At 39.8% G+C, this 13,401-nt stretch carries 11 protein-coding genes; 6 read left to right on the top strand and 5 right to left on the bottom strand.

Annotated elements, in window-relative coordinates; translation table 11 throughout:
- Nucleotides 1–8: 8 nt before the first annotated feature.
- The 4 genes from trpD to trpA are packed head-to-tail and all read left to right on the top strand — an operon-like array spanning nucleotide 9 to nucleotide 4,413.
- On the top strand, nucleotides 9–1,046 hold the full coding sequence (gene trpD / locus FFU37_RS05575; RefSeq protein WP_138488938.1) for an anthranilate phosphoribosyltransferase: 1,038 nt from the start codon (nucleotides 9–11) through the stop codon (nucleotides 1,044–1,046).
- Nucleotides 1,039–2,403 carry a bifunctional indole-3-glycerol-phosphate synthase TrpC/phosphoribosylanthranilate isomerase TrpF gene (trpCF, locus tag FFU37_RS05570; RefSeq protein WP_002961581.1) on the top strand — a complete coding sequence of 455 codons (1,365 nt, stop codon included), beginning with the start codon at nucleotides 1,039–1,041 and terminating at the stop codon, nucleotides 2,401–2,403. Before trpD ends, trpCF begins: the two co-directional genes overlap by 8 nt.
- A gap of 7 nt (nucleotides 2,404–2,410) precedes the next feature.
- Nucleotides 2,411–3,595, top strand: coding sequence for a tryptophan synthase subunit beta (gene trpB / locus FFU37_RS05565; protein WP_002961582.1), 1,185 nt, complete (start codon nucleotides 2,411–2,413; stop codon nucleotides 3,593–3,595).
- Nucleotides 3,592–4,413: a tryptophan synthase subunit alpha gene (trpA, locus tag FFU37_RS05560; RefSeq protein ID WP_138488937.1), complete on the top strand. Its 822-nt coding sequence runs from the start codon at nucleotides 3,592–3,594 to the stop codon at nucleotides 4,411–4,413. Before trpB ends, trpA begins: the two co-directional genes overlap by 4 nt.
- Nucleotides 4,414–4,479: 66 nt before the next feature.
- Here trpA and FFU37_RS05555 read toward each other — a convergent pair whose 3' ends face one another.
- Complete coding sequence (locus tag FFU37_RS05555; protein ID WP_024595007.1) at nucleotides 4,480–5,058, bottom strand: type 1 glutamine amidotransferase domain-containing protein; 579 nt, start codon at nucleotides 5,056–5,058, stop codon at nucleotides 4,480–4,482.
- 381 nt (nucleotides 5,059–5,439) lie between these two features.
- Entirely contained in the window at nucleotides 5,440–5,709 is a 270-nt protein-coding gene (locus tag FFU37_RS05550; protein ID WP_002961590.1) for an HU family DNA-binding protein, read from the bottom strand.
- 191 nt (nucleotides 5,710–5,900) lie between these two features.
- Here FFU37_RS05550 and FFU37_RS05545 point away from each other — a divergent pair, with 191 nt between their 5' ends.
- Both FFU37_RS05545 and FFU37_RS05540 read left to right on the top strand, forming a co-directional pair.
- Entirely contained in the window at nucleotides 5,901–6,476 is a 576-nt protein-coding gene (locus FFU37_RS05545) for an inner membrane-spanning protein YciB (RefSeq protein ID WP_033038311.1), read from the top strand.
- A 65-nt stretch (nucleotides 6,477–6,541) separates the two neighbouring features.
- The gene (locus tag FFU37_RS05540; RefSeq protein ID WP_138488936.1) at nucleotides 6,542–7,183 is read left to right on the top strand and encodes a CPBP family intramembrane glutamic endopeptidase; all 642 of its coding nucleotides are present in this window, start codon (nucleotides 6,542–6,544) and stop codon (nucleotides 7,181–7,183) included.
- A 135-nt stretch (nucleotides 7,184–7,318) separates the two neighbouring features.
- Here FFU37_RS05540 and FFU37_RS05535 read toward each other — a convergent pair whose 3' ends face one another.
- The 3 genes from FFU37_RS05535 to FFU37_RS05525 all read right to left on the bottom strand — a co-directional run bounded on the left by FFU37_RS05535 (nucleotide 7,319) and on the right by FFU37_RS05525 (nucleotide 13,382).
- A complete protein-coding gene (locus tag FFU37_RS05535; RefSeq protein WP_138488935.1) occupies nucleotides 7,319–9,199 on the bottom strand; it encodes a hypothetical protein in 1,881 nt (626 codons plus the stop codon).
- Between the two features lie 9 nt (nucleotides 9,200–9,208).
- Nucleotides 9,209–10,300, bottom strand: coding sequence for a hypothetical protein (locus FFU37_RS05530; protein ID WP_138488934.1), 1,092 nt, complete (start codon nucleotides 10,298–10,300; stop codon nucleotides 9,209–9,211).
- Nucleotides 10,301–10,361: 61 nt separating this feature from the next.
- On the bottom strand, nucleotides 10,362–13,382 hold the full coding sequence (locus tag FFU37_RS05525; RefSeq protein WP_138488933.1) for a coiled-coil domain-containing protein: 3,021 nt from the start codon (nucleotides 13,380–13,382) through the stop codon (nucleotides 10,362–10,364).
- Nucleotides 13,383–13,401 lie beyond the last annotated feature (19 nt).

Below are 13,401 nucleotides of genomic sequence, written 5' to 3'. Positions count from 1 at the left end.
AGGACATTATGAGTACACAACCAGAACAACCCATAAATGTTCAACACGCTATTGAACAACTAATTACAGGGCAATCATTAAGCTACGCAGACGCCAAAGCACTGTTTGATGAAATAATGCAAGGTAACATGAGCGAGATTGAGCTAACCGCCCTACTAATAAGCCTTAAAATTAAAGGCGAAGTAAGCGATGAAATAGCAGGTGCTGCAGCCTCAATGCGCGATAACGCTGTTGCTTTTACTACCAGCAGTACACAACTTGCCGATAGCTGTGGCACTGGCGGCGATGGTTCAAACACAATTAATATAAGCACAACAGCAGCCATAGTTGCTGCTGCTGCTGGCATTAACATGGTAAAACATGGTAATCGCAGTGTATCGAGTAATTCAGGCTCTGCCGACTTACTAAAAGCGCTGGGCATTAATATAGATATGAGCCCAGAGCAGGCAGCAAAATGCCTTGAGCAAACCAATTTTACCTTTTTGTTTGCACCGCACTATCACAGTGGCGTACGCCATGCGATGGGCGTGCGTACAGCGCTTAAAACCCGCACTATTTTTAATATTTTAGGCCCGCTTGCTAACCCAGCAGCACCTGATGTGCAATTGTTAGGTGTGTACAACGAAGCGTTATGTATGCCAATGGCACAAACACTTAAAACCCTTGGCACAAAGCGCGCTATGATTGTTCACGGCTCGGGCACTGACGAAATAGCTCTACACGGCCCAACAACGGTAGTTGAGCTAAATAATGGCGAGCTTACACAGTACACACTAAACCCAAGCGACTTTGACCTTGCAAACTATTCACTTGAACAACTCGCTGGTGAAGGCCCACAATACAACGCAAATGCTAGCCTTGCCATCTTACAAGGCAAAGGCACAGATGCACATAATGCTGCCATTGTGGTTAACGTAGCTGCCCTTTTATACCTAACAGGTAAAGCAGAAACGTTAAAAGAAGGGGCAAAGCAAGTACAAACATTATTAAGTTCAGGGCAAGCCATGAACACACTAAATGCAATTATTGAGGTAAGTAATGGCTAATGTATTAGACAAAATTGTTGCTGATAAAAAATTAGAACTAATTGAGCGTAAAGCCGCACGCCCGCTTGAAAGCTTTAAGCACCTTGCAGTGCCTACAAGCCGTAGCTTTTACAAAGCATTAGCCGCTCCAGGTACACAGTTTATTTTAGAATGTAAAAAAGCATCGCCTTCAAAAGGGTTAATTAGAGAGCCATTTGATTTAACCGAAATTACCTCAGTTTATAAAAAATACGCCACCTGCATGAGCGTGTTAACTGATGCTAAATATTTTCAAGGCAGTTTTGATTACCTCGAATTTGTGCGCAGCCAAGTAGAACAACCGCTTATCTGTAAAGACTTTTTTATAGATGAATACCAAGTGTATATGGCGCGTATTTATGGCGGTGACGCTATATTATTAATGCTTTCAGTACTCGATGACGAGAGCTATAAGGCACTGCACGCTGTTGCCGATTCTCTGAATATGTCGGTATTAACCGAAGTAAGTAATGAAGAAGAAGTACACCGTGCACTTGCGCTTGATGCACAAATTATTGGTATTAACAACCGTGATTTACGCGATTTAAGCACCGATTTAGCCACTACCGAAAAGCTACGTAAGCTTATTCCGGCTGATAAAGTGGTTATTTCGGAATCGGGTATTTACACCCATCAAGACGTAAAACGTTTAGCTCCATTATGCGATGGTTTTTTAATTGGCAGCTCACTTATGGGCGAGCGTGATTTAGAGCAAGCATGTCGCCGTGTTATTTTAGGTGACAATAAAGTATGTGGATTAACACGTACCAAAGATGCACAAGCGGCATATCAAAACGGTGCTATTTACGGTGGTTTAATTTTTCATCCTAAATCGCCACGCTATGTTGATTTAGATTGCGCAAAAGAGCTTAGCCAAAGTGCCCCGCTTAATTTTGTGGGTGTGTTTGTAGATGCCCCAATTGATCAAGTTGCTCAATACGCAAGTGTGCTAAAATTGGCGGCAGTTCAATTACATGGTCAAGAAAGTGACGATTACATCGCTCAGTTGCGTACACAGTTACCTACCGGCTGTGAGATTTGGAAAGCCCAAGCAATAAAAGATGCATTGCCAACGCCTGTAAATGGCGTTGACCGACACCTTTACGATACACACAGCGATACACAAGCTGGCGGTACAGGTAAAGCATTTGATTGGTCGGTGCTTCATGATGCAACTACACCGTTTATGCTCGCTGGAGGCTTAAATCCAGACAATATTAAAGATGCGCTTTTTAAAGGTGCCTTAGGCCTTGATTTAAACTCAGGCGTTGAAGAATCTGCGGGTAAAAAGTGCCCTAACAAATTACATAATGCTTTTACAAGCATCAGAAATTATTGAGGTTAAAATGCAAAATCCAGCTTATTTTGGCGAGTTTGGCGGTATGTTTGTACCCGAGTTACTTGTCCCTGCGCTTAAGCAGTTAGAAAACGAATTTAACAAAGCACAAAAAGATCCTGAGTTTCAGGCTGAGCTAAGTAAATTATTAAACGAGTATGCGGGTCGTCCTACCCCACTTACTTTAACGCGCAATTTAGTTAAAAACCCAAAAGTAAAACTGTATCTAAAGCGTGAAGACTTATTACACGGCGGCGCACATAAAACCAACCAAGTACTTGGCCAAGCGTTACTTACTAAGCGTATGGGTAAAAAACAAGTAATTGCTGAAACAGGTGCTGGTCAACACGGTGTTGCAACAGCGCTTGCATGTGCATTACTGGGTTTAAAATGTCGAATTTATATGGGCGCAAAAGACGTTGAACGTCAGCAACCAAACGTATTTAGAATGAAGTTAATGGGCGCAGAGGTTATTCCGGTAACAGCGGGTTCTGGCACATTAAAAGATGCAGTAAATGAAGCCCTGCGTGACTGGTCAGCAAATTATCAAGACGCGCATTACCTACTAGGCACGGCTGCGGGTCCTCACCCATTCCCAACAATTGTACGTGAGTATCAAAAAGTTATTGGTGAAGAAGCTAAACAACAAGTACTTAAAGCCGAAGGTCGTTTACCTGACGCTGTTATTGCCTGTGTTGGTGGTGGTTCAAACGCAATTGGTATGTTCACTGACTTTATTGACGAGCCAGGCGTTAAATTAATTGGTGTTGAGCCTGCTGGGAAAGGGCTTGATACAAATGAGCACGGTGCAACAATTTGTAAAGGCACTAAAGGTATATTACACGGTACTTACACGTACATTATGCAAAATGACGATGGCCAAATTGAAGAGTCTTACTCTGTATCAGCGGGTCTTGATTACCCTGCGGTTGGTCCTCAGCACGCATTTTTACACGAAACCGGTCGAGCGCAATACGTGGGTATCACCGATACAGAAGCGCTTGATGCGTTTCAATCACTTGCTAAAAACGAAGGGATCATTCCGGCGCTTGAATCAAGCCATGCGCTTGCTTATGCACTTAAGTATGCAGAAGAGCAAACCGAGGAAAGCGTTTTAGTTATTAATTTAAGTGGTCGTGGCGATAAAGATTTAGCACACGTTCACAATGTACTATCTGAAAGAGGTCAGCTATGAGCCAAGTAAAAACGGATCGTTACGGTAAAATGTTTTCAGCGCTTAACGAGAAAAAACAAGGTGCGTTTGTACCATTTGTAACAATTGGCGACCCAGGTAAAGAGCAAAGTGTTGCGATTATTAAAAGCTTAATTGACGGCGGCGCTAATGCACTTGAGCTTGGTATTCCGTTTTCTGACCCAATTGCGGATGGTCCTGTAATTCAAAAAGCTAATATTCGCGCACTTGATGTGCACATTAACACGCAAGATTGTTTTGATGTTATTAAAGAGATACGCGAGTATAACGCCGATATTCCAATTGGATTATTGCTTTACTCAAACCTTGTTTTTAAGCGCGGCATAGAAGCATTTTACAAAGATGCAAAAGCGGTAGGTGTAGACTCTATTTTAGTGGCTGACGTGCCTCTGCATGAATCTAAAATATTTAGAAAATCGGCGATGGATAACGGTGTAGACCCAATTTTTATAGCAACACCTAATGCGGATGACGACACACTTCGCCAATGCGCCTCTTACGGTCGTGGTTATACGTATTTACTATCGCGCGCAGGTGTTACCGGTACCGATACAAAAGCACAAATGCCAGCGGGTAATATTGTCACTAAATTAAAAGAATACCATGCAGCTCCTGCTCTTTTAGGGTTTGGTATTTCAACACCAGATGATGTAAAAGCGGCACTTAATGCAGGCGCAGCAGGTGCTATTTCAGGCTCTGCTGTAGTTAAAATTATTGAAGCTAACCTTAACGATTTAGACGCAATGACAACGCAGTTAAAAGCATTTGTTAGTGAAATGAAAGCGGCAACCGCATTATAAAAAGTGTAAATTTACGCATTAAAAAAGGGCATTTAAAATGCCCTTTTTTGTTTTTTAAAAAGCAAATCAGTGAGCTTGGTGTTTACCCTCTAAAATCTCTTCAATAAACTTAGCATTAAATGCTTCTAAATCAGCTGGGCTTCGGCTTGTTACTAAACCTTGGTCTACACATACTTCTTGGTCAACCCAATTAGCACCTGCATTAATTAAATCGCTTTTAATACTAGGAAAAGAAGTAATAGTACGGTCGCGCAATTTATTAATTTCAGCTAACAACCACGGTGCGTGGCAAATAGCAGCAACGGGTTTGTTTTTTTCTGCGCCGAAAAATCCATCAATAAATGCTTTAGCATCTTTATCTTGGCGTAAACTGTCTGGATTAAATAAACCACCAGGAAGCATAAGCGCGTCATAATCAGCAGGATCCGCGTTTGTAACTAGTTTATCTACTGTTACTTTATCGCCCCACTTGTCTTCATCCCAGCCAGTAATTTGACCTTCTTTAATTGATACTATTTCGATGTTCGCACCAGCATCAAGTAATGCGCTGCGTGGAGATAAAAGCTCACTTTGCTCAAATCCATCAGTGGCTAAAATTGCGATTTTTTTGCCTTGTAAACGTGTGCTTGTTTGTAATGTACTCATTGAGATCTCCTTATTTTCTTAAAAGGTATATTTAAAATACACAATCAAAAAAGCACGATGCGTGCCGATAACAAGCAATTGAAAATAAAGGATTTAATTTAAGTAGGATTTATAATCCATGTAAATTATTTAGAGATTATGAATAATGTACATAAGTGCGACTTTATTTCCAGCCCATGTAATTTAACACCACCAAAAGCGAGGTATAAAACCTCACCTACAGCATATTTCCCCATTGGTGCGTTTACTTCGCGCTCATGTAATTTAAAGCCATTAAACGCGACGTGTAATCCTGACCTACAGTATATACCCGTAGGTGCGAATTTACTTCGCGCTCATGTAGCTTATCTATCAATACGAGGTTTAAAACCTTAAATAAATTTAAAGCAGGTCTTTTAACGCTTTAGCCGGTTTAAAAACCGCTTTATTTGCGCCTTCTATTTCAATTGCAGCCCCTGTTTGTGGGTTACGCCCAGTACGCGCTGGGTAATAACTAAGCGCAAACGTACCAAAGCCATTAATTTGAACTTGATCGCCCTCAGAAAGCGATTTAGTAATGACTTTTTGCAAGCTTGAAAGTGCCGCTTGAGAATCTTTTTTTGTTAATTCACTTTTTTGTGCAATGGCAGCAACGAGTTCTGCTTTATTCATTTTAGGCTCCTAAATACACGCCAAATCAGTGTTGGTTAAGCGTGGGAATATGATGATATGAAAAATACCAAACCAAATTGGTAATAAAGCCACGCAGGCTAAGGGTTACAGGGGAACAAGTCAACCTTGTAGTTGCTAAGCTTTATGTGGTAAAAAGCCTTTGACTCTTTTTTGTATAATTTAGGTAGTATATGCACGCATTAATTGAATACATTCCACTCATACTGTTTTTTGCAGTGTTTAAACTCGTCGATATTTATTGGGCTACCGGTTTATTAATGGCCACTACGCTTATTCAAGTTGCTTATAGCTACTTTAAACATGGCAATGTGCCTACTCGTCATTGGATATTTTTTGGCATTGCTGCCGTGTTTGGTACGCTAACGCTGGTACTTCATGATGAGCAATACATTAAATGGAAAGCAACACTCATATATGCAGGTTTAAGTTTAACGTTACTTGTTAGCCGTTATGTACTTAATAAAAATCTCGTTAAAAAAGCGCTTAGCTCAATCCTCGAAAACGCTAATGATACAAAACAAGCCATTGTTGTCCCAGAACCATTATGGGATAAGCTTAATTTAATGTGGGTTGTAATTACTGCTGGCATCGCAGCACTAAACATTTATATTGCATATAATTTTTCGCTCGACTTTTGGGTTAACTTTAAAGTATTTGGTTTAATGGGTATTACCTTTGTAAGTATTTTTGCCACTATTATTGCCTTGTACAAATACCTCCCTGATGAAGAAGAACCTGCAAAGTAAGCTCCTCGTCATAAAAGTGTCGTCTTAGCTTGTTAGCTTATTAAAAAAAGCAAGTTGAGACGACCTTGAACGCTAATCAATACCGCTGGTTTGAATTTACCCTCATTTTTATATTGCTGCCCTTGTTGGGTTTTGGATTACGCGAGCATTTAGCTAATTGGCTTATCCCTGCGCTTATTATACTTATGAGTGTGTGTTGTATGTTGCTACTAGGCGATCCCCATTTTAAACGGTTTAGACTCACAAGCCTTGGGCAATTTTCTGCTGTTAAAAGGCGTGTGTTTAGCTTCTTTTTTTTAGGTGCGCTGTTCTCAGGCATGTTTTACGGGATTATTCATCAAGGCAACTGGTTTACCCTTCCCCGTAACTCGTTTAATGATTGGCTTTTACTGTTGGTGCTCTACCCAATACTGTCGGTTATTCCTCAAGAATTAATATTCAGAACGTATTTTTTTCATCGTTATAAACGCATCATGCCAAAAAAATCAGTGCGTATTGTAGTCAGTGCGAGTGTATTTGCGCTGGCGCATATTGTGTATGCAAATTGGATTGCAGTAGCCTTAGCCTTTTTGGGCGGTTTACTGTTTGCGTATACCTACGCACAAAGCCGCTCAACGGTCGTGTGTGTTATTGAGCACAGCTTATGGGGGCTATGGATGTTTACACTTGGGATTGGCAACTACCTCGATTCAGGCGCATTTAACTAATATAACAAACATTAAAAAATCCGATACTAGAAAACTAATACCGGATTTCGAATAGTTATAAAAACACTTCACTCATCGCAAAAAGCGCTGAGCTATAAGGCATATGCTGAGTTTTTTAATTATTTAATCTAATGGTTAAAATAACGACTCAAACTCACCATTTGGAAATAAAACACCAGGAATACCACGTACCGCAGTAACATCAGCTAGTTTAGTATCACCAAAATATAAACCGCCACTGTAATTACGGCCCTTTTGCTTTACATCTAACCAACGTCCATTTTCGCCTTTTGCTATTAGATTAATGTTGCCACTAACATCACGAATACGTAAATCTAACGCGCGGTTTTTTATGCTAACAAATATATCTGTAGAAGTAAGTTCTGATAAGTTTTCCACATCGCCTACGTACGCAAATTTAAAATCGCTTGCACCACTCAATGGAAAATCTAATTCAAAAGTAAATGCTAAATCGTCATTATCTTCACCAACAAAAGGCGAAGCCTCTACTGCTGTGATATGAAATGCAGTGTTTTGAATGTCGCTTACGTAATCGCCATTAAAATCAAAAGTAGATAACGTGGTTGACTCCTCACCTAGTGAATTAACAAAACGGTTTAAGTTTACTGATAAATCACCTTCGAGTTTACCCGCTGCTTTATTGATAATTACGTTGGTCGTTACCTGTGTAATACCCGTATCGACTTCTGGGTTTAATTCACTTTGAGCATCTATGCCATCAAACTCAATCAGCAACTCACTTACATCCACACTTAATACCGTAGCACCATTTGTGACCGTTGCGCTCATTACACCTTCGATTTTATTACCTAATACACCACTTACTCTGAAAGTTGGAATTGATAAATCAATAGTTATAGGTAACTCATCATATGTGCCAGTAATAGCCCAAGTATAAGGTGATTGGTTGTAATCAATATCTAAATCACGAAGCTTATATTGCCCTGATGGTGTAGAGCCATCAGCTAGTGGTGAATAATTTGTGATAACTTCGTTTAAAGCATTACTAAGTGCATCAAGGGTTCTTTGTGTATCTTCATCAAACGCACCTTCAAGCTCAGTAAATTTTGCGTCTAATTCATCTGAATAGCTTTTTTCTTGAAGTCTTGCAACACCAATTATATTTCGCGTATCAACAAGTAACTCTCTTGAATCTAAGCTTTGCACTTCTGCTGAGCGAGCCTGCCAATTTGTAAATGTAGTTACACTTGCAATCGTTTGCTTAACTTGACCAGCTACATTTTTCAGCAAAGCATTACCTTGGTCGCTAAATAAGTTATCTGTTACATACTGCGCTGCTAAATCGCTGTAATCTTGCCATGCTTGCTGGTCAGCCTCCAAGTTAGTAAATGCATTAAAAGCACTTTTAACACTAAACGAACTATCAGCAACACCAGCTAAAATTGCCGCGTAGGTGAAGGCATTTGTCACCATTTCTGCTTCAACACTTGCATTTAAATTACTGTGCGTTAAATGATAAAAAGGCGTGGCTGATAAACTCGCCTGTGTAGCACTAAAGCCTTCTTCTGTAATTGCTTTGCTCAATGGTGATAAATAAACCTTATTTACACCCGGTGCACTAAATGCATCCGCTTTGTAATTAAGAGTAACGGTTGTCAATTCTTGGTAGTCGATTAACCGGTTTGCGTTTAAGTCATTTACATCACCACGCACAGTTCTGCCACACCCTGTAAATCGCGGACAAGGTAGAGTGGTATCGCTAGGTATAAACTCAAAACTATTAAAAGTAAGTGGAGTTACACTTACACTCGCAGTATTGATGTTTTCGACTTCAATTGATTCTTGCACCACCCCATCGCTATCTAAAACATTAAGCGTGCCCTGTGGTGATTGCCAATTAGATACATAAAAACTGACAGAAGAAGATGTAGCAATTTCACTCACTGCAACAGATTCTGAACTGTCACTGTCTGATGAAGAACCACAACCGGCCAATGCAATAGCGACCCCAAAAGGTATAATTTGTTTTAACATCTTCATTCCTTAAAACTTAATGTTCACGTACCAATTCACATTCGCATAATAGGCTTTATCTAAATCTAGGCTATCAGTTTGTAAATTAAGACCAAAATACTCATTTTCAATACCAACTAAAAATGCTTCGCTTTTTGTTTCGTAGCCTGCTTGTACTCGCCAATGATCCCAAAAGTGAATACGGCCTTTTAATTGGCTAAACGTGTCTTTATCGTAACGTTTTAAAGTTAACTGAGTCGAAAATCGGTCGTTTATTCTGTAATCGGCAAATGCTTGTAGTCGCATTTCCATTTCGAAATCATGAGATACCGTATTTCCAAATGCAGATGTTTTTAATGAAACTGTTGGCTGAGTAATAATATCGCCGTTATCATCTTCGCTAAATGGAATTTCAGTAGTTTGACCCTTTACAGAGCCACTGTCTTCGTACTGAGTTTTATAGAGCAAATCTTTTACGCTAAAACCAACTTTAAGCTCATCATTTACTTGCCAATCGGCAAAAATATCTAGGCTATAGCCTAGCCCTTCAGGCTTTTGTGAAGGTGTAAATTCTTTAAATAAAATATCTTTTGAAAAGTTGTAATCGACAGTTACAGCACCTTCAACTTCATCACTAAAAATCTCACCATTTACAGTGGCATCTTGATAGTGTGAGCTGGCAAAAACAGAAAGCTTAGGTGTTATTGTTAATGCATTTTTATCTAAAAATTTAAAATCATAAGATACGAATACACCATTAGACGTTGCTTGTTTAGCATCAAGGTAATAAGTATAAAATCTATCTTCAAACTCTAAATCATTCTTTTCGGTATGAGTATATTTAGCTGTATCAGGATCAAAGTTAAGAACATAGTCATAACGACTTTGTAAACCCACTTTAAAATTACCGTAGCCAACACCCACTTCAAAAATATTATAGGTAAATGCACTGTCACCCGATTTTAATGGTGCATCAAAATCATCTACAAAGGCTTGTACTGGTTGTGCTTCAGTATAAATTTCTGCGTCAAAATGAGTAAATATCTGAAATTGGTTATCTGCGGAAGCAAGAGGAGAAATAAGAGCTGTTGAAAATCCTAACAAGAGAATTTTTTTTTTCATAATAAAATCGCTTTCTATAAAAAAAGGGAAAAGCGATGCTTTCCCCTTTTATAGTTTTAAATTACTTAGATGAATCAATTAAATCAACATCAGTGTAAGACACTACATCACCATCAATGTAAGTGATTGATACACCGTTAGTAACTTTATTGGCTGAACCGAATGACATCATTTCGCCATTGTACATAGCTTTAACATCACCAGTGTAACCTGTAGATTCCATACCAGTTAGAGATAATGTGTAACCCATTGCTGTGTCACCTTTAACCATAACTTCTAATGTACTTTCATCTTCATCACCACTGCTGTCAACCATACCCATTACTTTAAAGTCTAAGTCGCCAGACATACCTTCAAGTGTAACTGTACCCATGTCAGTAGCATCATCAGCAGTTAAATTTAACATGCCTACAAAACCAGACTCACCGTCCATAATTTCAACGTGATTCCAAGTTTCAGTGTTGACGATTTCTGCATCATCAACTGTCTCAGCATCTACTTCACCATCAAAGGTGAAAATTAAACATGAATCTATTTGAGTAGGATCTGTAATTGTACCGGCAGCAAACTGTTCACATTCTTCTAGAGCTGCAGTACGACTTTCGCCTGTAACAAGTTTAATAGATACACCTTCATCTCCCACTAATGTAGCGCCCCAAGCAACAACAAGTTTGTCTCCTTGGTAAGAAGCAGAAGCACTGATCATTTCACCGGTGCTTTCATTCTCTAATGCCAAGGTTAAGGCATCTAAATCATAGTTATATGACCAATTAGGCTGACGTGTTGAGCTGCCATCTCCTGAGTTCCCCATACCACCAAGCTCATCGATAACGTCAACTAGGATATCGGCTGCATCAATAACCGATTGACCACCTGTACTAGTAAGTACAGTCATTGCTGAAAGCGATTCAGAGGTAGCTTTGACTGAAGCTGTAGCAACGACTAGTTGAGCTTCTTCTTGTAAATTTAACGCCGTTAATAGTTGTTCATTTGCAAGCTCTGCTTGTACCGCTGCTTCACTCGCCATTATTTCAGCTTGTTCAAGAAGCGTTTCTGCTTCAAGCTCTTCATCAGACTCAGCAACAGAAGCATCTAGGTAATCTTGTGCGGCCTTAAGAGATTGTTGAACTGCAAGTTCTAGTACATCAACCGCAGCAGAAAACTCAGAAGCTGCATTTATTGCTGCTTCTACTTTTATCTCTACATCCATAGCAGCAGAATTAACCGCAGACTGAGCGGCTGCTAATGCACTAGTAGATGCAGCTTCTGAAGTGTTTGCAGCTGTTTTCTTTTCGTCAGCAATATCAGCGGTGTTTAAAGCGATTTCTTTAGCAGCTTCGACTTCAATTTCGTATTCAGTGATAATAGATTCTGCATCGATTACTAACTGTGCAAGGGCGGAATCATAGGTTTCTACTTTATTCACCTCTATTAAAGCTAATTCCTCAAGGGTAGCTGCTGTACTAAGTATACTCTGATAATCAGAATTTTGAGATACCAGTAAAGTTGCAGTGTTAACATAGCCTTGAGCTTTCACATGTAGGGTCTCTATTGCAGCCGCTAAATTAGAAGCTTCTGCTTCATTTTCTAGCGCAGCTACAGCAGCAACAAATTCAATTGCTGTCTCCAAGTCTGTAACCGTACTAGCAAGCTCTTCAACGTCAACAAGTGTTGCTTCAGCCGACTCTACAGATGCTTGTAGAGATGTAAGTTCTACAGAAGATGCGTCAATTTGAGCTGATAGTTCTACCGCAAGTTCGGCAAAAAAATCACCCTCAATTACACACTCATCTTCAGTACAACCAAGCTCTTCTAAAGCTGCTTGAACAACTATTGCTAATTTAGCTAGCTCCTCATCTGTAGCTGCACCATTTTTAACTGCCTGATCTTTCGCTGCTTTAGCTTTACTTGCAATACCAGCAGAATTTTGTGCAAATTCGGCAATCTCCTCAGCAGTTGCATCTGGATTATTTGCTAAAAAAGCTGCTTCTAATGCGTTTTTAATTGCAACTTCATCACCAGTTGCAATTGCCGTAAACACACTCGCAGTGCTCGAAACTGCAATTTGCAACGTTTTAGCAATATCAGTCGTGCTTAATGTACCGGATGCGATACCTGCTTTAATACTAGCCATCGCATCAGTAATTGATGGTAAACCTTGTATTGATGAAGATAGCTGTGCAATCATCAATACACCTTGAGAAAGGCTTTCTTCACCGTCTACTTCACTTAAATCTACGGCTCCACCATTAGATAAGTCACCAATAAGTGCTGACAATAAAATAACTGCGTCAGGTCCCATTATTTGAACAATAGTATTTAGGCTGGTTGCTGCAATAGAATCAGCATCAATATCACCCTCGGCTTCAAGCAGAGCTTGAGCGACTAACGTAGTTAAAAAAGTTACATTAGCTCTAAACGAACGTGCTACATTTGCATCACCTGCTGCACCACTCGCCTCAGACGAATCAGCTTTTACTGGAGCTACATATTTCACAACAGAAAGCTCTAGGTCTGCTTTATACCATTCGCCAAATTCAATGTTCATGTCGCCATCATTAACGTTATCTTCTTCTGGCGCTGTGTCGTAAGTACCACAACCAACATATGCATCACATCGTAAGAAGCTATCGTCGCCTTCTTCTGAAGTAGTTACTGTAATATATACAGGTCCAGAAAAATTATCTTCCAAGTAAATGCTGTAACGACCACTGTCATTAGTAATTAGCGCATCAGGGTTACCTGCAAGCTTGCTTGCTTCAACGGCTGCGTCGGCGGCATCTTGTGATGTTGCTTCACCCGTAAATGTTTCAGCTTCAGCAGAAGCTTCTAATCTAAATGCAACAGGCACGCTTTCACCTGTTGCGTTTAATGTCATTACACTAACAACTGCACCTTTCATAGCTCCTTTAACAGCTTTACCTGTTACTTCTACATTGAACTGCGCATCATCTGATGAGGTAACAGACTCAACTGGTGGCACATAGACATTTCCATCATTGTCTGAGCCACATGCTGTTAAGCCTAATGTAAGTGCAACTGAAGCTGCGATAGGTGTAAATTTGATCGTACGCTTTAACATTTATTTCTCCTTGATAGCC

Source organism: Pseudoalteromonas distincta (genome assembly GCF_005877035.1).
GTDB classification, from domain to species: Bacteria; Pseudomonadota; Gammaproteobacteria; order Enterobacterales; family Alteromonadaceae; genus Pseudoalteromonas; species Pseudoalteromonas distincta.
The sequence above is the reverse complement of the archived record's forward strand: the minus strand, read 5'-3'. Positions and strand labels throughout refer to the sequence as shown.

Bases quoted from the DNA above. Each gene is read 5' to 3' on its own strand.
- FFU37_RS05535 (WP_138488935.1), bottom strand. From the start codon at position 9,199: ATGTTAAAACAAATTATACCTTTTGGGGTCGCTATTGCATTGGCCGGT.
- trpD (WP_138488938.1), top strand. From the start codon at position 9: ATGAGTACACAACCAGAACAACCCATAAATGTTCAACACGCTATTGAA.
- FFU37_RS05550 (WP_002961590.1), bottom strand. From the start codon at position 5,709: ATGAATAAAGCAGAACTCGTTGCTGCCATTGCACAAAAAAGTGAATTA.
- FFU37_RS05530 (WP_138488934.1), bottom strand. From the start codon at position 10,300: ATGAAAAAAAAAATTCTCTTGTTAGGATTTTCAACAGCTCTTATTTCT.
- trpB (WP_002961582.1), top strand. From the start codon at position 2,411: ATGCAAAATCCAGCTTATTTTGGCGAGTTTGGCGGTATGTTTGTACCC.
- trpCF (WP_002961581.1), top strand. From the start codon at position 1,039: ATGGCTAATGTATTAGACAAAATTGTTGCTGATAAAAAATTAGAACTA.
- FFU37_RS05525 (WP_138488933.1), bottom strand. From the start codon at position 13,382: ATGTTAAAGCGTACGATCAAATTTACACCTATCGCAGCTTCAGTTGCA.
- trpA (WP_138488937.1), top strand. From the start codon at position 3,592: ATGAGCCAAGTAAAAACGGATCGTTACGGTAAAATGTTTTCAGCGCTT.
- FFU37_RS05545 (WP_033038311.1), top strand. From the start codon at position 5,901: ATGCACGCATTAATTGAATACATTCCACTCATACTGTTTTTTGCAGTG.
- FFU37_RS05555 (WP_024595007.1), bottom strand. From the start codon at position 5,058: ATGAGTACATTACAAACAAGCACACGTTTACAAGGCAAAAAAATCGCA.